The following is a 20058-nucleotide window of genomic DNA, read 5'->3' on the forward strand; positions in this document are numbered from 1 at the left end:
TTGATTCATTTACAGCAAATACCAGAGACCCGGGAACAGATCCATGCCAAGGAAATTCAGGGCATACAGCACCAGAATCACGATCATGGCTGAGAAGTCGATGCCGCCCATGGCAGGAAGAATACGACGAATCGGCGCCATTAACGGCTCGGTCAACTGAATCAGCACATAGTCCATCGGGCCGCGGCCCTGACTGATCCAGCTCATCAGGGAGCGAATGATAATGACCCAGAACACCAGATAACCTGCAGATTTCAACAGCGACAGCAGGCCAACCAGCAAATTCGTGGGATCGACAGAGAACACGCCGACCTGAATCAGCAGCAGAAGGGGATATTTAAGCGTTGTCAGCACAAAGGCCAACAGCAGGGAGGCCGTATCAATCGGACCCAGAGCCGGAAGGATACGACGCAGGGGTTTTACAATCGGCTGAGTAATCTTCACGACAAACTGCGCAAGCGGGTTATAAAAATCACAACGTGACCACTGCATCCAGATGCGCAGCAGCAGCACCATGACGTAGAGATCGATTAGCGTTTTTACTAAAAACGTCATTGTTAACATGAAGTTCCTCAATTATTGTTGTGAAGGTTGTGTGTAATCTCGCGCGCCAAAAATGGCGGTGCCAATGCGCACCATCGTACTGCCAGCGGCAATTGCCGCCTCCATGTCATCGCTCATCCCAAGGGAAAGCGTATCAACGTCGCTATACTGCTGTTTAAGCTGGTCAAAAGCATCCGCCATTTGCTGGCATACCGCCAGCTGTCGCTGATAATCTTCTTCGGGTGCCGGAATCGCCATCAGCCCGCGCAAACGCAAACGCGGCATTGTCAGGATGTCCTGAGCCAGTCCGGCAACCGCCTCCAGCATGATGCCAGATTTGCTGTTTTCATCACTGATATTTACCTGGATTAAGACATTGAGCGGCGGCAGATGTTCAGGCCGCTGATCGTTAAGACGCTGTGCGATCTTCTGACGATCGACCGTATGACACCAGGCAAAGTGTTCAGCGACCAGGCGGCTTTTATTGGACTGCAGCGGGCCAATGAAGTGCCAGGTCAAGGCAGGATGTGAGGTCAGTGACTGAATCTTTTCAACCCCTTCCTGAACGTAATTCTCACCAAAATCGATCTGTCCCGCCGCTGCGGCTTCTTCGACCGCGCTCGCAGGCTTTGTTTTGCTCACTGCAAGTAGCGTAATTTCTTCTGGCGACCGGCCGCAACGGGTTGCAGCAGCAGCGATTCGCTGACGGACTTGCTGTAAGTTGTGCTGGATTGAAGTCATAGTCTGGAGATCAAAATGGATTTGGATGAATTAGTGGAGCTTAGTGTAAAGCATAACGCCGCCGATCTGCACCTTTGTAACGGACATTCGCCGTACTGGCGCCGTCAGGGCGGGCTTGAAACGCTGCCCGGCCAGCCCATCCTGCCATCCGACTGGATGGCGCGATTTACCTCGTCATGGCTGGACAGCGAACAGCAGCAGGTGCTGAAGCGAGAAGGGCAGTTGGATTTCGCCTTAACACTGGTTAACGGGCAGCGCCTGCGCGCGAACCTGTTTATGCAGCGCAACGGGCTGTCTCTGGCGCTGCGTATTATTGCCAGCCGCTGCCCTTCGCTTGCGGATTTACGCCTTCCGCAGGTCGTGCCCACCTTGCTGAACAAACAGGACGGGCTGATTTTGATTACCGGCGCGACCGGTAGCGGTAAATCCACCACGCTCGCCGCCATGGTCGATGCCATCAACCGGCAGCAGGCCCGTCATATTCTCACGCTGGAAGATCCCATTGAGTTTATTCATCACAGCCAGCAGTCCCTGATTCAACAGCGCGAAGTGGGGCTGCATTGCCGCTCGTTTAGTCTGGGCCTGAAAGCGGCCTTACGCGAAGATCCCGATGTGATTATGCTGGGAGAATTACGCGACAGCGATACCATTCGCCAGGCATTAACCGCGGCAGAAACCGGACATCTGGTGCTGGCGACGTTGCATACGCGCGGCGCAGTCCAGGCGGTGGATCGGCTGGTGGATGTGTTCCCTGCAGATGAAAAGGCGCTGATACGCACCCAGCTGGCGGGCAGTCTGAAAGCCGTTATTGCGCAGCAGCTGGTTTCAGCCACAGATGAGACACGCGTGGGGCTGTTTGAGGTGCTGATTGCCACCAGCGCGGTGGTCAATCTGATTCGGGAAGGCAAAATGCATCAGATTCCCGCTATTTTGCAAACCGGCGCGCAGGCCGGAATGCAAACCTTTGAGCAGAGTCGGTTAGCCCGTCAGGCCGAAGGGGTGATTCATTAATGGGTTTCAAACCAGTCCTGCAGGATAATCGCCGCTGACTGGGAATCGACTGAACCTTTATTCAGGGCACGATAGCCACCCCGTTCAAACAAACCAGCGCGCGCTTCAACGGTGCTGAGGCGCTCATCCTGTAGCTCAACACGAATACCAAAACGGCCATGCAGGCGATTCGCAAACTTACGGGCGCGGGCTGTTAAAGGCTGCTCGGTGCCGTCCATGTTCAGTGGCAAACCCACCACAACAAAGTCGGGCTGCCACTCTTTAAGCAGCTTTTCAATTTGCAGCCAGTCTGGCGTCCCGTCCTGCGCCTTAATCGCGCTTAACGGACGGGCGCTGCCCGTCAGCTGCTGACCAACCGCAACGCCGATGCTTTTGGTGCCGAAGTCAAAACCTAACAACGTTTGTGTATTCATCAGGCGTGACCTGCATCGCTGGCCATGTTGTGAATATCAATGCCCATACTGCGCGCGGCTTCACGCCAGCGCTCGGCGATGGGCGTCTGGAACAAAATATTACTGTTAGCCGGTGTGGTCAGCCAGGCGTTCTCCATCAGCTCATTTTCAAGCTGGTCTTTTTCCCAGGCACAATAACCCAGCGCGACCAGCACATGATCGGGCTGTGAGGCTGTACCGATCGCTTCCAGCACGTCACGTGAGGTGGTAATCACGGTGTTGTCTGACACCCGAATGCTGGAAGTAAAGGTGCGCTGTGCCGAGTGCAGGATAAAGCCCCGATCTTCCGCCAGCGGACCACCGCTGAACACCGGCTTATCAAGATTGATAGCCGGATCGCGGTTATCTTCGGCGATCTTGAGCTTTTTCAGAATGCCTTCAACCGTTAGGTTTTCCATCGGCTTATTGATAATCAGCCCCATTGCCCCTTCTCCGTTATGCTCACAAACGTAGACGACAGAACGTTTAAAAAAGGGATCTTGCAACGATGGCATGGCAATTAAAAAGTGATGCTGTAAATTCATTCTCACATGCTTTACCAAAGATAACCGGTGCGTGATTGCTGCACCGGTGTTGGGTTGATCACGGAGCATGGCCCCAGCGTTATGCTCAGCTCAGGCGCTTCTCAATGGCGTCCATCAGCATACCGGTGATGGAGACAGGGAAGGCGGCCTCAATTTCACGAATGCATGTTGGGCTGGTCACGTTAACTTCAGTCAGTCTATCACCAATAATGTCGAGGCCCACAAAAATCAGGCCTTTGGCCTTCAGTGTTGGACCGACGCGGCGGGCGATTTCCCAGTCACTTTCGCTTAGGGGGCGCGCTTCACCGCGTCCGCCAGCCGCCAGGTTTCCGCGGGTTTCTCCCCCCTGTGGAATACGCGCCAGACAATAAGGAACCGGTTCGCCATCCACCACCAGCACGCGCTTATCACCGTCTTTGATAGCCGGCAGGTAGTTTTGCGCCATGCAGTAACGGCTTTCATGTTCAGTCAGGGTTTCAGCGATAACGCCGAAATTCGGATCGTCCTGCTTCACACGGAAAATAGAGGCGCCGCCCATGCCGTCCAGCGGTTTCATGATGACGTCGCCATGCTCTTGCCAGAACGCCCGCAGCTGTTGCTTAGAACGCGTGACCAGGGTGTCCGGTGTGAATTCAGCAAACCAGGCGGTATACAGTTTTTCGTTACAGTCGCGCAGGCTTTGCGGCTTGTTGACGATCAGCGTGCCCTGCTCTTCAGCCCGTTCCAGGATGTAGGTACAGTAGATAAACTCGGTGTCAAACGGCGGGTCTTTACGCATCAATACGACGTTGAGATCGGCCAGTTTAATCTGCTGCTCACTGCCAAACTGATACCAACTTTCGGCATTCTGTTCCACGCTAAGCAGGCGAGTGCGGGCGTAAGCCACACCACCGCGCAGGGAGAGATCGTTCATCTCCATGTAGTGGATTTCGTAACCCCGGCGCTGTGCTTCCAGCAGCATTGCAAAGCTGGAGTCTTTTTTAATGTTGATGGATGAGATTGGGTCCATCACGATGCCAAGCTTGATCATTATTATCTCCTGAAGGAGGCGGCGGTTACCGTCTCGTTTCGTTCGGGCAAAAAGGGGCTGAGCAGTCAGAACGCGATGTTGATTACAGGCGTCCCAGTGGAGCTAAAAGTATCGCTTAACCCAGGTCACCAAACCTCACCTGAAGTGCCGTAATGGCAGTCAGGGCCGTTGTTTCGGTACGTAAAACCCGTGGGCCAAGCAGAATATCGGTAAAACCGTGCTGCGCCGTCATGGCAATTTCGTCAGCTGAAAGCCCGCCTTCCGGACCAATCAGCAGGCGAACGCGCTCAACCGGCTGAGGCAATGTGTTGATGCTATGGCTGGCGCGCGGGTGCAGGTTCAGTTTTAACCCACTTTCCGCTTCACTGCACCAGGCTTCCAGTGCCATGGCCGGACGGATTTCGGGTACCCGGTTACGACCACACTGCTCGCAGGCGGCAACAGCAATCTTTTGCCACTGCTGAATTTTTTTTGCCAGGCGTTCGGCATCCAGTTTGACACCACAGCGTTCAGAAAACAGCGGCGTAATAACATTAACGCCCAGTTCGATTGATTTCTGGATGGTAAATTCCATTTTTTCGCCGCGAGACATGACCTGACCGAGATGCAGATGGAGGGGCGACTCGCGATCGTCTTCCTGACTTGCCGTGATGGATACTTTTACACGTTTTTTATCAACATGCGTGATTTCTGCAGCGAAAGTCAGATTACTGCCATCAAAGAGTTCTACATGCTGTCCGCTGGTCATACGCAGCACGCGACCAACATGACCGGACGCGTCTTCATCAAGCGTGATTTCACTGCCAACATGAACAGGCTGTGAGTGATAAATGCGAGGTATGCGCATAATGTCCCTGAGAGCTAAACGCCGCGAGGTTGACGCGGCGGGGCTGTGAAACAGTTAGTTTAGGGCAGGGATTTTAACGCGTGCAAGCCTCAAGCACATAAGGATTATGATTCCCCTGTACGCGAGCGATGCGCTGGTCGCGCTCGCATTCCCATTTGCTGACCGGATAGAGCTTGTTCCAGGCTGTAAATAACTGCGTTTGCTGACGTGACAGACGCAGATGATACTGGTCGCGCATATAGAAGTAAGTCCGGGCGATCGCGCCACGGGCCCGTTCGGGCGGCTGCGCCTGCTTGTTTTTAAAATCAATCTGCATGCTGCACTGACCGTACTGTTTATCCGTACCGTTCCACTGACTGTAGGCATAGTTACCGCGATCGCCATTCACTTCACCGATTGCCGGCTGCAGATTATGCAGGTCGGTTTCGATACGGCGATAGTCGGCATCTTTGCTGCAATTTTTGCGGCCGCCGTTCTGCCAGCACTGACGTTGATGGCCGAACTCCCAGGCGGGCATCACGTGTTCCCACTCGATACGTGCGGCGCGGTGGGCATTTTTGCGCGGCTGGTAGCCACAGCTGTTCAGATCAGGCTCCCCCTTTTTGCCGTGCCAGGTAATTTTACAGCCACAGTAAAAGCTGCCGGGCGCATCGTCATTAATCTCTGCGGCGTAGGCTTTTGCCTGTTGAAAATTATTTTGATGATAGTTGTTGAGGTTTAGGGCCTGGCTGTTAAAAGACGCGAGTAACAGTGCAGTCGTGATGAGAAATTTGCGAGACATGTTCCAGTTTTACCCCTGGTCCTTAAAAGGGCGGCAGGGTAACAGAATGCCTGCTCAGGCGGAATGAGGATCCGCTCAGGAAAGGGGAAAAACCTCGGCTTTCAATAGGCTACCGCAGTGAACGCAGCGGTACTCGCTTTCGCCGCGAACGACACGATTATGGCGCCTCACGGTAAGCTGGTGCTGTTGACACTGGCAGCGATAAGCAAAGGTGCGGCTGCGCACCGACTCGACCTCAAACTGATGGGTGCGCCGCGCCGGCACGCCCAGCACAGTCTCCATCATCCATTTCCACTCTTTGCCATGCGGTGCAACGCGGCCGAAGGTTTTCCACACCAGCAAATGGGCCAGCTCATGGGGAACGACTTCATCAATAAAGGCCTGCTGATTTTCCATCAGCAGGACAGGATTCAGGCGGATTTCCCATTTTTCCAGCCAGGCCGTTCCGGCAGCCGTGCCGCGCTGCTGATAAACCAGCCTGGGTTCGGGATAATGTTGTTCGAGCTTTTCATTTGCCCGTTCGAGCCCACTACGCAGGGCGCGCATAACGGCTTGTTGTAGGGCAATGGGAAGACGGGATGTTTTCATGGCGCTCAGCATAAGCGGCAGCGGCGTGGAACTCAACTCAACAGCAATATCGGTCCTGCAAAAAAGTCGTACCCGCCGAACCCGACGGGCAGACATGACATTATTTTAATGGAACTGCCTTATTGTCTGAGCCAGTTGCTGCGCCTGATCCTCAAGTGAGCTGGACGCCGCTGACATCTGCTGAACCAGCGCAGCGTTTTGCTGGGTCGTGCCATCCATTTCATTGACCGCGATGGTCACCTGCGCAATACCGCGGGCTTGCTCATCGGATGCAGCAACGATTTCACCAATGATGCGCTGCACTGATGAAACGGCATTTGTCATCTCATGCATGGTTTTGCCTGCATCGTTGACCAGCACAACGCCATTTTCAACCCGAACAACTGATTCCTCAATCAGGGCGGAAATATCTTTCACGGCGCTGGTTGTCCGCTGCGCGAGATTCCGGACTTCGGCGGCTACGACCGCAAAGCCGCGCCCCTGTTCGCCTGCGCGTGCAGCTTCAACAGCAGCATTAAGTGCCAGAATGTTGGTCTGAAACGCGATGCTGTTAATCAGCGTGGTGATATCACCGATTTTCTTTGAACTTTCATCAATCTGCGCCATGGTAGTGACCACCTGATCGACCAGGGTTTCCCCCCGGCTGGCGATGCGCGTGGCATTTTCAGTCAGGCTCGTTGCCTGCTGTGCATTATCCGCGTTCATGCGGATAGCTGCACTAATCTGCTCCATGCTCGCGGCAGTTTCTTCCAGTGCCGCAGCCTGTTCCTCGGTGCGTGAGGCGAGGTTGAGGTTTGCACCGGCAATTTCGCCCGCTCCCTGCTGGACCGAGGTGCTGGCGTCTTTGATTTGTCTCACAATGCTCTGCAACTGTGTCTGCATGGTGTTGAGGGCATAAAACAGGCTGCTGCTGTCGCCTGGCGCAACCTGAATGCCATTGTTTAACTGACCTTCAGCAACGGCCAGCGCAATGCGCGCCGCCTCTTCGGGTTCACCGCCAAGATGACGCATCACTTTACGGTTGAATAACAGACCCAGCACGGCCCCCACGGAAAGGATACTGACAATCATCAGCGCAATAGCCCAGTAAAGCTGCTTGTCAGCCGCCGCCATTACCTGGCTGACGGGTGCCACAATCCCTACATACCAGGGTTTCGTGTTGTTGCCCACGCTTATCGGGTACCAGGTGTACATGGCATTTTCTTTCAGTACGGGATCGTACTGTTCTGTCACTGCCGTACGGTAGCTGTTGCTGTTTCCCTGCCATTTTTTGCCGGCTTCACCTGCATTGGGGGAGGAAATCACGTTGCCGCTGTTCGAAAGCAGCAGCGCGTAGCCGGTTTCGTGCCAGGGTTTGATCTGGTTTACTTTTTTCTGGATGGCGGAAAGCAGGATATCGGAACTGACAACCAGCTTCAGTTTGTCATTGACCATAACAGGGGTAGCCACCGAGGTTAACCACTCTGGTTTTGCGCCATCATAAGCGAAGCTGTAAGGCTCAATCAGGGTGTCCTTTTGCGTTTCTTTCGGCAGTAAATAGTAATTACCGGCCCCCGGCTGCAGAAAGTCCAGTGCCGGATTCATTTTGTAGCGCCCGTCTTTGTCCCGGTCAACATACCAGGCATAGCGACCACCCGGTGGCGTTCCCTGCGGCCCGACAAAGGCACTGTCACGGCCATCAAAGGCATCGGGTTCAAACACTACGGTCATCGACACAAAGTCAGGGTTTTTATTCAATGCATATTCCATCAGCTTGTCGGCAACTTTACGATCATTTATCCCTGCTGCAGGCAGGGCAGCAAGGCTTTGCCCCAGGTTTTGAGCGGCATCCAATGCATGCGTCAGTTCCTGCTGAATTTGCCCGGCGTGACTAGCAGCAATTTGCTGCAGGTAGTTAGCGGCAAGAGATTTTTGTTCTTTCGAGGACTGCCAACTGAGTAATCCGATGGTCGCAGTAAACCCCACGACGATCGTCATTCCGCCTGCCAGCAGCATCTGAGCACGGGTGCTCATCGTCTTTTTAGGGCTGGTATTGTTCATGCTATTTCCTGGTCAACGCGAAGTCTGAAAAAAGCTTTTTATAATGAAAACGTCAGGTAATTTATCGGCGTATATTTTTTCGACTTTAATGAAAGAAAAGCGAAGCGGGGAGGTGCAAGCCAGTAACGGCAAGGTCTGAGCGTTGAAACGGTAGGATATTTTTCGTTGTCAGTTGTGGGTAAAGCGGCAAAAGAAAAGCCAGTCAGCTTACCTTGACTGGCTCTAGGGGACATATTGAGGAGGGCTTACTGACCGATATCGCGCAGCTTTTTACCTGCCATCAGATTACGTTCAATGTGCTCCAGCGAAACGTTTTTGGTTTCGGGAATCAACATCACCGTCAGGACGATGAAGAAGACGTTGAGCAGGCCGTAGACCCAGAAGGTCGGCGCATTGCCCAGCGTATTCAGCATGGTCAGGAAGGTTGCGCCGACAATCATGTTGGCGATCCAGTTCGTGGTGGTTGAAACAGTGATACCGAAATCGCGTCCTTTCAGAGGCTGAATTTCAGAACACAGAACCCAGATCAGCGGACCGGCTGACATGGCAAAGCCCACGATAAACATCAGCAGCATGCCAATGGCAAAGTACTGCGCACCTTGTGAATGAATGCCCATATGCAGCATGGTGCCAAGAACGCCCATACCGGCTGCCATCACCAGGAAGCCCAGAATCAAGGTAGGCTTACGGCCCCAGCGATCCACCAGACCGATAGCAATAAAGGTTGCCAGTACGTTAACCAGGCCGACAATCACCGTTCCCCACATCTGCTGGGTGGTATTCGCGAAACCCGCAATCTCAAAAATCTTCGGTGCGTAATACATGATGACGTTCATGCCGGTAAACTGTTGCATCACCTGCAGCAGAATGCCCAGGTACACCGCACGACGGAAGTGGCTGCTGCTGGTAAATAATCCCCAGCCTGACTGTTTGATCTTTAGGCTTTCACGGATCTCATCCAGCTCGCGCTTCGCCTGCTCACTGGTATCACGCAGGCGATCCAGTACGCGTTGCGCATCACGGAAGTTTCCTTTCGCCGCCAGCCAGCGTGGGCTGTTTGGCAGGAAGAACACGCCGATCAGCAGCAGCAGGGCAGGAATGGTGATCACGCCCAGCATCCAGCGCCAGTTACCTGTGAAGCTGAACGCGGTATCGGAAAGGTACGCACCCAGAATACCGATGGTAATCATCAACTGATAAAGCGAGATCATACTGCCGCGGATTTTTTCAGGCGCAATCTCAGAAAGATAGAGCGGCGCAGTGTAAGAGGCGATACCGACCGCCAGGCCTAACAGCACGCGTGCGCTGATCAGCATTTCTGGGTTAGGTGCCATGGCTGACCACAGTGAGCCAATAACAAACAGGATCGCACCAGCCATCAGGCTTTTTTTACGCCCCAGACGCGATGACATCCAGCCGCTGCCGATAGCACCGATGGCCGCCCCGAACATCATTGAGCTGACAATCCACTCCTGTTGGTGTGCCGTAACGTTAAAGTCCTTCGCGATAAAGGGCAGTGCACCGGCGATAACGCCGATATCCAACCCAAACAGCAGGCCTGCAAGGGCTGCCAGAAAGCAGACAAATAAGGTCATTGCCTTATTTGAGGTTCTGCTTTTATGTGAATTGCCAGGCATGGTTGCCTCCAAAATTATCCATCATTGTTGTTATCGATGTTAAAAAACCTTATCTGGGCAAAAAGTGAGCCCGATCACATTGATGTAATCGCTTACACTTGCTGAAACCCTGAAATCCAGCATTTATAACCCAGAAAGGTCAAGTAACCAGTGAGGTATAGCACCCTCGAAGTTTCTGACAATGCCCTGTTTAACGCCTATCAGATGACGCTGAAAATAACGCATTTTAGGAAGAATAACTACGGCGATAAATTCCTAAATAGCCGATATCTAAAGCGTTTCAAATTGTAAGCGTTAACACATTAGCTGAGCACAGGCTGAGAGAAAGTGTAGCTGAGTTAAAAAAATGTGCAGGTGGGGGAAACTGAAGGCCCGAGAGGAATAAAAAGAAAAAAAAAGCCCCGCCGCGAGGCAGGACTTTTTGAGACGTTTTCAGGCTTACAGGCTTACAGGCTTACAGGCCCGCAGCCTCACGCAACTGTTCTGCTTTGTCAGTTTTTTCCCAAGGGAAATGTTCGCGACCAAAGTGGCCATAGGCAGCGGTTTCTTTATAGATCGGATGCAGCAGATCCAGCATCTGAATCAGGCCGTAAGGACGCAGATCGAAGAACTCGCGCACCAGTAAGGTCAGCTGTTCAGTAGACACTTTCTCAGTGCCAAAGGTCTCGACCATGATGGAGGTCGGCTCGGCAACACCGATGGCGTAGGAAACCTGAATCTCACAACGATCGGCCAGACCCGCTGCCACAATGTTTTTCGCAACATAGCGGGCGGCATAGGCGGCTGAACGGTCAACTTTTGACGGGTCTTTGCCTGAGAAGGCGCCACCGCCGTGACGTGCCATACCGCCGTAGGTATCAACAATGATTTTGCGACCGGTCAGGCCACAGTCACCCATTGGGCCACCAATAACAAAACGGCCCGTTGGGTTGATGTGATATTTGGTGGATGCGCTCAGCCACTCGGCAGGCAGGACGGGCTTGATGATTTCTTCCATCACCGCTTCCTGCAGATCTTTTTGTGAGATCGCTTCGCTGTGCTGAGTTGACAGAACGACCGCATCAATACCGACGATTTTGCCGTCGTCGTACTGGAAGGTCACCTGGCTTTTGGCATCCGGACGCAGCCATGGCAGCGTGCCGTTCTTACGCACTTCGGCCTGACGCTGAACCAGACGATGCGCATAGGTCACCGGGGCTGGCATCAGAACATCCGTTTCGTTTGTCGCATAGCCAAACATCAAACCCTGATCGCCCGCACCCTGTTCCAGCGGATCGCTGCGGTCAACGCCCTGGTTGATATCCTGAGACTGTTTGCCAATTGCGCTTAATACTGCGCAGGAGTTGGCATCAAAGCCCATATCGGAATGAACATAGCCGATTTCACGTACGGTATTACGAGTGATTTCTTCAATATCAACCCAGGCGCTGGTGGTGATCTCACCGCCAACCAGAACCATACCGGTTTTAACGTACGTTTCGCAGGCCACGCGCGCTTTGGGATCCTGTTCCAGGATCGCATCAAGCACAGCATCAGAAATCTGGTCGGCGATTTTATCAGGATGTCCTTCGGATACGGACTCGGATGTAAAAAGATGTTTAGCCATTATGTTCTTTACCTTACCAATGGTTTGAATTCGACTGCATAGCGCAAGTGAGTATTAGCTGACTTAACGCCCCTTAAGGCAAAGCCGTGAGCAGTCAGGTAGTGTCAGCACGCAGGCCAACTCCGCCTGGATATTAACCTGTTTAGATGGAAAACCATCTGGACGTCTATTTTAGGTTACGCGGTGAGCGAATTACCAGCCCTTTTTGATGTTGCACTGTTAACTTTACGCGCAGCAGTGGAAAATCCTGCTGACAGCGCGTGCATTAAGCAAATAATCTCTTTGCTTTTTTTAGGCGCAAAATGTATAAAACGCCGCTGCGTTCTCAGCAGCAAAAAGGATGACGCGCTTACCGCGTCGCGCCCGTCAGACAGCTGTCTGGCTTTCACCCAGGTGGTTTTCCACATGTCCAGGACATGTGCGGAGGTGATACGAGTAATGAGCCTTATCTTCTCTCTCCCGGCCTTTTCGCGTGCTGGCACGGCGCTGGCGTTATCCTGTTTCCCGTCCTTATTTCTCTTCTGCCGACATTTTATTGGTTTCGGTAATTATCCCGACACAAGCGCTGGTTAACCTCTGACGCGATAGCGGTTTATATCGTCCAGGCGGTGAGCGTCGTGAATTATTCGCGGCCCTTTTGTACCTGACGCGGCTGAGTGTTTTACACTTAACACTACAGTGATGCATCGTGCAGGTTCGCAACGCAGACAGAGCATGACGTAATATGTGGCAACGAATTTCCAGACTCCCGACCTTCAAGTCGGTTTACATTATTATCTTTCAACGGAAAATTGAGGTTCGCGATGTCTGACGGCATGAAGAATATCAAGGGTTCGTCAGCTGGCGAACAAGGTGCACTCCGCTCAATGCAGGAGGTGGCGATGAACGATCAGGACGCCAGCCTGATGCTGCGGACCTACAACATTGCCTGGTGGGGCAATAACTACTATGACGTCAATGAACTGGGTCATATTAGCGTCTGCCCCGATCCGGATCGTCCGGATGTGCGTGTCGATCTGGCTAAGCTGGTTAAGGAACGCGAGGCCCAGGGCCAACGTCTGCCCGCGCTGTTCTGCTTCCCTCAGATTCTTCAGCATCGCCTGCGCTCAATAAACGCTGCTTTTAAACGCGCACGTGAGTCTTACGGTTATACCGGTGATTACTTCCTGGTGTATCCCATCAAGGTGAACCAGCATAAGCGCGTCATCGAATCCCTGGTCAATTCTGGCGAACCGCTGGGTCTGGAAGCCGGTTCAAAAGCCGAACTGATGGCGGTACTGGCCCATGCCGGTCAGACCCGTTCGGTTATTGTATGTAATGGTTACAAAGATCGTGAATATATTCGTCTGGCGCTGATTGGCGAGAAGATAGGGCACAAGGTTTATCTGGTTCTGGAGAAGATGACCGAAGTGCGCATGGTGCTGGAAGAAGCCGAGCGCCTGAATGTGGTGCCGCGTCTGGGCATTCGTGCACGTCTCGCTTCACAGGGTTCTGGTAAGTGGCAGTCGAGCGGCGGCGAAAAATCTAAATTTGGCCTGTCAGCAACGCAGGTACTCAAGCTGGTTGAAATCATGCGTGAAGCGGGTCGGATCGACAGCCTGCAGCTGCTGCATTTCCATTTGGGATCGCAGATGTCTAACATTCGCGATATCGCTACCGGGGTGCGTGAGTCTGCGCGCTTCTATGTGGAACTGGCAAAACTCGGCGTCAACATTAAGTGCTTTGACGTTGGCGGCGGCCTGGGCGTTGACTATGAAGGTACCCGTTCGCAGTCCGACTGTTCGGTCAATTACGGACTGAATGAATATGCCAATAACGTGATCTGGGGAATTGGCGCAGCCTGTGACGAGCATGGACTTGAGCACCCAACGGTGATTACCGAATCCGGCCGCGCAGTCACAGCTCACCACACGGTGCTGGTATCTAACATCATCGGCGTTGAGCGTAACGAATTCAGTAAGCCAGAAGCGCCAGAGATTGAGGATGCCCCGCGTCCTATCCTGAGCATGTGGGAAACCTGGCAGGAGATGCACGAGCCGGACACGCGTCGTTCGCTGCGTGAATGGCTGCACGACAGCCAGATGGACCTGTTTGATATCCATACAGGCTACTCATCCGGTACCTACAGCCTGAAGCAGCGCGCCTGGGCAGAACAGCTTTATCTGAGCATCTGTCACTACATTCAGCAGCATCTTGATCCCAGCAACCGCGCGCACCGTCCGATCATCGACGAGTTGCAGGAGCGCATGGCGGACAAGATCTACGTTAACTTCTCGCTGTTCCAGTCCATGCCGGATGCATGGGGCATCGATCAGCTGTTCCCTGTGCTGCCGCTGGAAGGCCTGAATAAAAAACCGGAACGTCGTGCCGTGCTGCTGGACATCACCTGTGACTCTGACGGTACCATCGATCACTATGTTGATGGTGACGGTATTGCCACAACCATGCCGATGCCGGAGTACGACGTGGACAACCCACCGATGCTTGGCTTCTTTATGGTCGGCGCCTATCAGGAAATCCTGGGTAACATGCATAACCTGTTTGGTGACACCGAAGCGGTTGACGTGTTTGCCTTCCAGAATGGCGAGGTGGAGGTTCAACTGTCGGATGAGGGCGATACCGTGGCCGACATGCTGCAGTATGTTCAGCTCGATCCGAACGAACTGATGACGCTGTTCCGTAAGCAGATTCAGACCTCTGAACTGGATGACGAACTGCGTGAGCAGTTCCTGCAGGAGTTCGAAAGCGGTCTGTATGGCTACACCTATTTAGAAGACGAATAAAGCCCCGCGAAGCGCTTGCAGCGGGTCGGGACATTGTTGATAATCGGCAGCAACCCATCCCTTCCTCGTCGGGCCTAACGACGCGGAGGGGATTTTTTTTATCTCAACCTTCATGGTGCGCGGCCCAGGCCCGCCTCATGCACAGACAGAGGACGACTTATGTACAATACCCTCGGCAATCAGTACGACAATTCACTGGTTTCTAACGCCTTTGGTTTTATGCGTTTTCCGGTTAATTTCCAGCCTTACGACAGCGACGCAGAGTGGGTGATCACCGGGGTGCCCTTTGACGCCGCGACCTCAGGCCGTCCGGGCAGCCGTCTTGGCCCTGGCGCTATCCGCCAGATTTCGACCAATCTCGCCTGGGAAGGCTGCCGCTGGCCGTGGGAGTTTGACCTGCGTCAGCGCCTGAACGTGGTGGACTGCGGCGATCTGGTTTACGCCTTTGGTGATTCACAGGATCTGTCTGACAAGCTGCAGGCCCACGCAGAGAAACTGCTGGCGAACGGCAAACGCATGATGACCTTTGGTGGCGATCACTACGTCACGCTTCCCCTGCTGCGCGCGCATGCGAAGCACTTTGGTAAAATGGCGCTGGTACACTTTGACGCCCATACCGATACCTACTCTAATGGTCCAACGTTTGACCATGGCACCATGTTCTTTACCGCACCGAAAGAGGGGCTCATCGATCCTCAGCACTCGGTGCAAATCGGTATTCGTACCGAATTCGACAAAAGCCTGGGCTTTAACGTGCTGGATGCTGCTCAGGTTAACGACCGCAGCGTGGACGATCTTCTGGCGGAAATTAAGCGCACCGTCGGCGACCTGCCAGTTTATCTGACATTTGATATCGACTGTCTGGATCCTGCGCATGCGCCGGGCACCGGTACGCCGGTCATTGGCGGTTTAACCACAGATAAAGCCACTAAACTGATTCGTGGTTTACAGGGCATGAATATCGTGGGGATGGATCTGGTGGAAGTCGCGCCGGGTTACGATCACGCCGATCTGACGGCACTTGCCGCCGCTACGCTGGCGCTGGACATGTTGCACGTTCAGGCAGCGAATAAAGGCTGATGCGACAGAGGGATAACTTCAGGGTTATCCCTCTGATTCTGACTTACTTGCCGTCTGCGGCGATGCGATCGCGAATATGCTGCGCACGCGCTTCGGAGTCAGGATGCGAGTCAAACATTGAGCTTTGACGGCCCTGTTCCAGTTTTGCCAGTTTTTCAAAGCTGGTTGCCAGCCCGACCGGATCAATACCGCGCTTTTTCAGCAGGTTGTATGAGTAGTCATCAGCCTGAGTCTCCTGCGTCTGCGAGAACTGGGCATTTACTAATTTTTCACCCATATCACCCAACTGCGACTGTGACAGCGAACCAATAATACCGCCAGCCGATGCCGCCGCGGTGCGTGCTGCCGTTGTGGTGAAGGCGACCTGCATCGCTTTGCGCGTATGACCCAGCGCAACGTGGCCCATTTCATGGCCCAGTACCGCCTCGACTTCATTGTCGGTCATCATATCCATCAGTCCGCTGTAAACGCGGATGCAGCCATTGGCCATTGCCCAGGCGTTAACGTCTTTGGTCTGGTAAACCTTGTAGTTAGCCGGGATACCATTGATGTTGTCGCCCAGTGCCGCAGCGATTTTATTCAGCCGTTGCTGGTACTCGCTGTCAGCTGGCGCGACCTGATTTTCTTTGTCCATTTGGGCGCAGGACTGATCGCTAAGCTGCTTAACCTGAGCATCGCTCAACGTGTAAGCCTGAAATGCCTGTGCGCCGGATTGCAGCAGACCATTACTATTTACACCCTCACAGCCGCTAAGCAGCGCAACCAGGCCCAGAGCCAGTGCCATTTTATGAATTTTCATTCTGTCGTCCCATAAGTAACAAGATAAAAAACAAACACCTGAATCCGTACAAGGTGATTTAACCAACAGGTTATAGTTCGTGATAAACCTTTTTGCTAGCAGACATGACTGGAAAAGCCAGACGAAGCGGGAACATTTAGCGTTTTACGACATTACTTTTGCCCCGTTTTTCATGTACATTGTGGTGAAACTTTTCCCCGTGATTTGCCCGATAGCTGATTAATTACAACAGGTTAAGGCGAAAATCATTAATCCGAACTGGAGTAGAAGATGCCCTCTCGTAAAGATCTTGCCAACGCCATTCGCGCGTTAAGTATGGACGCAGTGCAAAAAGCTAAATCGGGACATCCGGGTGCCCCGATGGGCATGGCGGATATCGCCGAAGTCTTGTGGCGCGGCTATCTCAATCATAACCCAACCAACCCACACTGGGCCGATCGCGACCGTTTTGTTCTGTCCAATGGTCACGGTTCGATGCTGATTTACAGCCTGCTGCACCTTACCGGCTACGATTTACCGATTAGCGAGCTGGAAAACTTCCGTCAGTTGCATTCTAAAACGCCGGGGCACCCTGAATATGGCTATACCGTGGGCGTGGAAACCACGACCGGTCCGCTGGGGCAGGGCATCGCTAACGCCGTAGGTTTTGCCATTGCGGAGCGCACGCTGGCAGCACAGTTCAACCGTCCGGGCCATGAGATCGTAGATCATAATACCTGGGTCTTTATGGGCGACGGCTGCATGATGGAAGGCATCTCACACGAAGTGTGCTCGCTGGCGGGTACGCTGAAGCTGGGCAAGCTGGTGGCATTTTATGATGACAATGGTATCTCCATTGATGGTCATGTTGACGGCTGGTTCACCGATGACACCGCGAAGCGCTTCGAAGCTTACGGCTGGCATGTGGTGCGCGGCGTTGACGGTCACGATGCCGACGCCATCGCGAAAGCCATTGAAGAAGCGAAAGCGGTGAGCGACAAGCCGTCACTGCTGATGTGCAAAACTGTGATCGGTTTTGGTTCACCGAATAAAGCGGGTACCCACGACTCACACGGCGCACCGCTGGGCGATGACGAGATTGCGCTCACCCGCAAACAGTTAGGCTGGGACTATCCGCCTTTCGTTATTCCTTCAGACATTTATGCTGAGTGGGATGCTAAGGAAGTAGGCAAGGCGAAAGAGGATGCGTGGAACACGAAATTCGCGGCCTATGCCAGCGCCTTCCCTGAGCTGGCTGCAGAATTTACGCGCCGCATGAGCAACGAACTGCCGGCTAACTGGCAGCAGGAATCGCAGAAGTTTATCGAGCAGTTACAGGCTAACCCGGCGAAAATCGCCAGCCGTAAAGCCTCACAAAATGCGATCGAAGCCTTTGGTAAAATCCTGCCAGAATATCTGGGCGGTTCGGCTGATCTGGCACCCAGTAACCTCACCATCTGGTCTGGCTCTAAGCCCATCAATGAAGACGCTGCCGGCAACTATATTCACTACGGCGTGCGTGAATTCGGTATGACCGCGATTGCCAACGGTCTGGCGCTGCATGGCGGCTTCCTGCCTTATACCGCGACCTTCCTGATGTTTGTTGAGTATGCACGTAACGCCGCCCGTATGGCCGCGCTGATGAAAATCCGTCAAATTATGGTTTATACCCACGACTCTATTGGCCTGGGCGAAGATGGCCCGACGCACCAGCCGGTAGAGCAGATGGCGAGCCTGCGTACCACACCAAACATGAGCCTGTGGCGTCCGTGTGATCAGGTGGAATCAGCAGTGGCCTGGAAATATGCGATTGAGCGTAAAGATGGTCCAAGCGCACTGATCTTCTCTCGTCAGAATCTGGCGCAGCAGGATCGTACCGCAGAGCAGCTGGCAAACGTGGCCCGCGGCGGTTATGTGCTGAAAGACAGCGCGGGCACGCCAGAGCTGATTCTGATCGCCACCGGTTCAGAAGTTGAACTGGCTGTGGCTGCGTATCAGAAACTGACCGATGAAGGCCGTAAGGTTCGCGTGGTTTCCATGCCATCAACGGATGCGTTCGACAAGCAGTCTGCAGAGTATCGTGAATCTGTCCTGCCGAAGGCCGTTGCCGCTCGCGTTGCTATTGAAGCCGGTATTGCAGACTATTGGTTCAAATATACCGGCCTGAACGGCGCTATCGTCGGCATGACCACCTTTGGTGAGTCAGCGCCTGCTGAGAAGCTGTTTGAAGTCTTCGGCTTCACGGTAGACAACGTAGTAGCGAAAGCAAAAGCGTTGCTGGCCTGACAGAAGGGCGCAGGCGAGTGAAGGCTCGCCTGAACCCAGATGAAAGGGGGCGCAGTTTGCCCCCTTATCGACAAAATTATTCCTGTAGTAATAGCGATTTTTTGCGTAATTTTGTGATGTAGATCCAAAAATACGCAGTCCGCTTGATCGCAATCATTCCCGTTATTCCTTCCTTCTATTATCCTAGCTGAACCGTTTCAGTTGAGGCTGCTTTGCCTGCGGTCGGGCTAAGAATCTCCTGTACAAAATGCAGTGAAACGCTCAGGCTATCTGCACCTTTTTTTCAGTCTGGTTTGGCAGGAGAAAGATGACCATTCGGGTAGCGATAAACGGCTTTGGTCGCATTGGGCGCAACGTGTTGCGTGCACTGTATGAAACGGGCCGCCGCGCGGAGATCACAGTGGTGGCAGTTAACGAACTGGCTGAGGCTGCGGGCATGGCGCACCTGCTAAAGTACGATACCAGTCATGGGCGTTTCGCGCTGGATGTGCGTCAGGAGCGGGATCAGCTGTGGGTCGGAGACGATATTATCCGTATTCTGCATCGTGCCGGACTGGACGAACTGCCCTGGGGCGAGCTTAACGTTGACGTGGTGCTGGACTGCACAGGCGTTTACGGTTCCCGTGATGACGGCGAAGCCCATCTGCGTGCAGGAGCGAAGAAAGTGCTGTTTTCCCATCCAGGGGGGAACGATCTTGATGCAACCGTGGTGTACGGCGTTAACGAGCAGGAACTGAAACAAACGGACTGTATTGTCTCTAATGCATCCTGTACCACTAACTGCATTATTCCGGTGATCAAGCTACTGGATGACGCTTTTGGTATCGAGTCGGGGACGGTAACGACTATCCATTCGGCGATGCACGATCAGCAGGTGATTGACGCCTACCACAGCGATCTGCGCCGTACGCGTGCGGCCAGTCAGTCTATCATCCCGGTGGATACCCGGTTGGCGGCAGGCATTGCGCGTATTTTTCCGAAATTTAACGATCGCTTCGAAGCCATCGCGGTTCGCGTACCGACGATCAACGTGACGGCCATTGATCTCAGCGTTTCCGTGCGCCAGCCCGTTCGGGCCTGTGAGGTTAACGCCTTGTTGCAAAGCGCGGCAGAAGGGGCATTTCGTGGTATAGTTGACTATACAGAATTGCCGTTAGTCTCAGTAGATTTCAACCATGATCCGCACAGTGCCATTGTGGACGGTACACAAACGCGGGTCAGCGGTCAGCATCTGATCAAAACCCTGGTCTGGTGTGACAACGAATGGGGCTTTGCTAACCGAATGCTCGACACAACGTTAGCGATGGCCGCAAGCGGTTTCAGGTAAGACG

General features: G+C 53.5%; 17 protein-coding genes. 5 read left to right on the forward strand and 12 right to left on the reverse strand.

Translation table 11 applies throughout. From position 1 onward, the window contains the following. Positions 1 to 9 precede the first annotated feature (9 nt). On the reverse strand, positions 10 to 564 hold the full coding sequence (locus NXS97_RS17030) for a YggT family protein (protein ID WP_014594515.1): 555 nt from the start codon (positions 562 to 564) through the stop codon (positions 10 to 12). Positions 565 to 576: 12 nt separating this feature from the next. Beyond that, positions 577 to 1284 (reverse strand): YggS family pyridoxal phosphate-dependent enzyme, encoded by a 708-nt coding sequence (locus NXS97_RS17035; RefSeq protein WP_013027091.1) that lies wholly within the window; start codon positions 1282 to 1284, stop codon positions 577 to 579. Between the two features lie 15 nt (positions 1285 to 1299). Between NXS97_RS17035 and NXS97_RS17040 the strand changes: the two genes are divergently transcribed. Continuing rightward, a complete protein-coding gene (locus NXS97_RS17040) occupies positions 1300 to 2295 on the forward strand; it encodes a type IV pilus twitching motility protein PilT (RefSeq protein ID WP_014605113.1) in 996 nt (331 codons plus the stop codon). Here NXS97_RS17040 and ruvX read toward each other — a convergent pair. The 9 genes from ruvX to metK form a co-directional block, all read right to left on the reverse strand. Beyond that, positions 2292 to 2708, reverse strand: coding sequence for a Holliday junction resolvase RuvX (gene ruvX, locus NXS97_RS17045; RefSeq protein WP_013027089.1), 417 nt, complete (start codon positions 2706 to 2708; stop codon positions 2292 to 2294). The two genes, NXS97_RS17040 and ruvX, sit on opposite strands and share 4 nt — an antisense overlap. Beyond that, positions 2708 to 3271, reverse strand: a complete 564-nt coding sequence (locus NXS97_RS17050; protein ID WP_112900422.1) for a YqgE/AlgH family protein — start codon at positions 3269 to 3271, stop codon at positions 2708 to 2710. Before NXS97_RS17050 ends, ruvX begins: the two co-directional genes overlap by 1 nt. An 85-nt stretch (positions 3272 to 3356) precedes the next feature. Then, on the reverse strand, positions 3357 to 4301 hold the full coding sequence (gene gshB, locus NXS97_RS17055) for a glutathione synthase (protein ID WP_013027087.1): 945 nt from the start codon (positions 4299 to 4301) through the stop codon (positions 3357 to 3359). Between the two features lie 115 nt (positions 4302 to 4416). After that, positions 4417 to 5148 carry a 16S rRNA (uracil(1498)-N(3))-methyltransferase gene (gene rsmE, locus NXS97_RS17060; protein ID WP_014594512.1) on the reverse strand — a complete coding sequence of 244 codons (732 nt, stop codon included), beginning with the start codon at positions 5146 to 5148 and terminating at the stop codon, positions 4417 to 4419. Between the two features lie 73 nt (positions 5149 to 5221). Continuing rightward, the gene (gene endA / locus NXS97_RS17065; RefSeq protein ID WP_014594511.1) at positions 5222 to 5929 is read right to left on the reverse strand and encodes a deoxyribonuclease I; all 708 of its coding nucleotides are present in this window, start codon (positions 5927 to 5929) and stop codon (positions 5222 to 5224) included. A gap of 75 nt (positions 5930 to 6004) precedes the next feature. After that, positions 6005 to 6517, reverse strand: coding sequence for a SprT family zinc-dependent metalloprotease (locus NXS97_RS17070; RefSeq protein WP_042677525.1), 513 nt, complete (start codon positions 6515 to 6517; stop codon positions 6005 to 6007). 105 nt (positions 6518 to 6622) lie between these two features. Next, the gene (locus tag NXS97_RS17075) at positions 6623 to 8557 is read right to left on the reverse strand and encodes a methyl-accepting chemotaxis protein (RefSeq protein WP_112900421.1); all 1935 of its coding nucleotides are present in this window, start codon (positions 8555 to 8557) and stop codon (positions 6623 to 6625) included. A gap of 245 nt (positions 8558 to 8802) precedes the next feature. Next, positions 8803 to 10194, reverse strand: a complete 1392-nt coding sequence (locus NXS97_RS17080; protein WP_014594508.1) for a sugar porter family MFS transporter — start codon at positions 10192 to 10194, stop codon at positions 8803 to 8805. Between the two features lie 454 nt (positions 10195 to 10648). Continuing rightward, the gene (metK, locus tag NXS97_RS17085; protein WP_013027081.1) at positions 10649 to 11800 is read right to left on the reverse strand and encodes a methionine adenosyltransferase; all 1152 of its coding nucleotides are present in this window, start codon (positions 11798 to 11800) and stop codon (positions 10649 to 10651) included. An 803-nt stretch (positions 11801 to 12603) separates the two neighbouring features. Between metK and speA the strand changes: the two genes are divergently transcribed. Both speA and speB read left to right on the forward strand, forming a co-directional pair. Beyond that, positions 12604 to 14583 (forward strand): biosynthetic arginine decarboxylase, encoded by a 1980-nt coding sequence (gene speA / locus NXS97_RS17090; protein WP_014594507.1) that lies wholly within the window; start codon positions 12604 to 12606, stop codon positions 14581 to 14583. 159 nt (positions 14584 to 14742) lie between these two features. Next, positions 14743 to 15663: an agmatinase gene (gene speB / locus NXS97_RS17095; protein ID WP_013027079.1), complete on the forward strand. Its 921-nt coding sequence runs from the start codon at positions 14743 to 14745 to the stop codon at positions 15661 to 15663. 43 nt (positions 15664 to 15706) lie between these two features. On the opposite strand, the gene NXS97_RS17100 is transcribed toward speB, so the two are convergent. Continuing rightward, on the reverse strand, positions 15707 to 16462 hold the full coding sequence (locus tag NXS97_RS17100) for a M48 family metallopeptidase (RefSeq protein ID WP_015699583.1): 756 nt from the start codon (positions 16460 to 16462) through the stop codon (positions 15707 to 15709). Between the two features lie 270 nt (positions 16463 to 16732). Here NXS97_RS17100 and tkt point away from each other — a divergent pair, with 270 nt between their 5' ends. Both tkt and epd read left to right on the forward strand, forming a co-directional pair. Next, positions 16733 to 18727, forward strand: coding sequence for a transketolase (gene tkt, locus NXS97_RS17105; protein ID WP_013027077.1), 1995 nt, complete (start codon positions 16733 to 16735; stop codon positions 18725 to 18727). Between the two features lie 307 nt (positions 18728 to 19034). Then, positions 19035 to 20054: an erythrose-4-phosphate dehydrogenase gene (gene epd, locus NXS97_RS17110; protein WP_013027076.1), complete on the forward strand. Its 1020-nt coding sequence runs from the start codon at positions 19035 to 19037 to the stop codon at positions 20052 to 20054. The last annotated feature ends 4 nt before the right edge of the window (positions 20055 to 20058 follow it).

Origin of the sequence: Pantoea sp. B623, from assembly GCF_024814475.1 — a bacterium.
In the GTDB taxonomy this organism is placed as follows: domain Bacteria; phylum Pseudomonadota; class Gammaproteobacteria; order Enterobacterales; family Enterobacteriaceae; genus Pantoea; species Pantoea ananatis.

Coding starts and splice junctions, on each gene's coding strand:
- NXS97_RS17030 (WP_014594515.1), bottom strand. CDS start 564: ATGTTAACAATGACGTTTTTAGTAAAAACGCTAATCGATCTCTACGTC.
- NXS97_RS17035 (WP_013027091.1), bottom strand. CDS start 1,284: ATGACTTCAATCCAGCACAACTTACAGCAAGTCCGTCAGCGAATCGCT.
- NXS97_RS17040 (WP_014605113.1), top strand. CDS start 1,300: ATGGATTTGGATGAATTAGTGGAGCTTAGTGTAAAGCATAACGCCGCC.
- ruvX (WP_013027089.1), bottom strand. CDS start 2,708: ATGAATACACAAACGTTGTTAGGTTTTGACTTCGGCACCAAAAGCATC.
- NXS97_RS17050 (WP_112900422.1), bottom strand. CDS start 3,271: ATGAATTTACAGCATCACTTTTTAATTGCCATGCCATCGTTGCAAGAT.
- gshB (WP_013027087.1), bottom strand. CDS start 4,301: ATGATCAAGCTTGGCATCGTGATGGACCCAATCTCATCCATCAACATT.
- rsmE (WP_014594512.1), bottom strand. CDS start 5,148: ATGCGCATACCTCGCATTTATCACTCACAGCCTGTTCATGTTGGCAGT.
- endA (WP_014594511.1), bottom strand. CDS start 5,929: ATGTCTCGCAAATTTCTCATCACGACTGCACTGTTACTCGCGTCTTTT.
- NXS97_RS17070 (WP_042677525.1), bottom strand. CDS start 6,517: ATGAAAACATCCCGTCTTCCCATTGCCCTACAACAAGCCGTTATGCGC.
- NXS97_RS17075 (WP_112900421.1), bottom strand. CDS start 8,557: ATGAACAATACCAGCCCTAAAAAGACGATGAGCACCCGTGCTCAGATG.
- NXS97_RS17080 (WP_014594508.1), bottom strand. CDS start 10,194: ATGCCTGGCAATTCACATAAAAGCAGAACCTCAAATAAGGCAATGACC.
- metK (WP_013027081.1), bottom strand. CDS start 11,800: ATGGCTAAACATCTTTTTACATCCGAGTCCGTATCCGAAGGACATCCT.
- speA (WP_014594507.1), top strand. CDS start 12,604: ATGTCTGACGGCATGAAGAATATCAAGGGTTCGTCAGCTGGCGAACAA.
- speB (WP_013027079.1), top strand. CDS start 14,743: ATGTACAATACCCTCGGCAATCAGTACGACAATTCACTGGTTTCTAAC.
- NXS97_RS17100 (WP_015699583.1), bottom strand. CDS start 16,462: ATGAAAATTCATAAAATGGCACTGGCTCTGGGCCTGGTTGCGCTGCTT.
- tkt (WP_013027077.1), top strand. CDS start 16,733: ATGCCCTCTCGTAAAGATCTTGCCAACGCCATTCGCGCGTTAAGTATG.
- epd (WP_013027076.1), top strand. CDS start 19,035: ATGACCATTCGGGTAGCGATAAACGGCTTTGGTCGCATTGGGCGCAAC.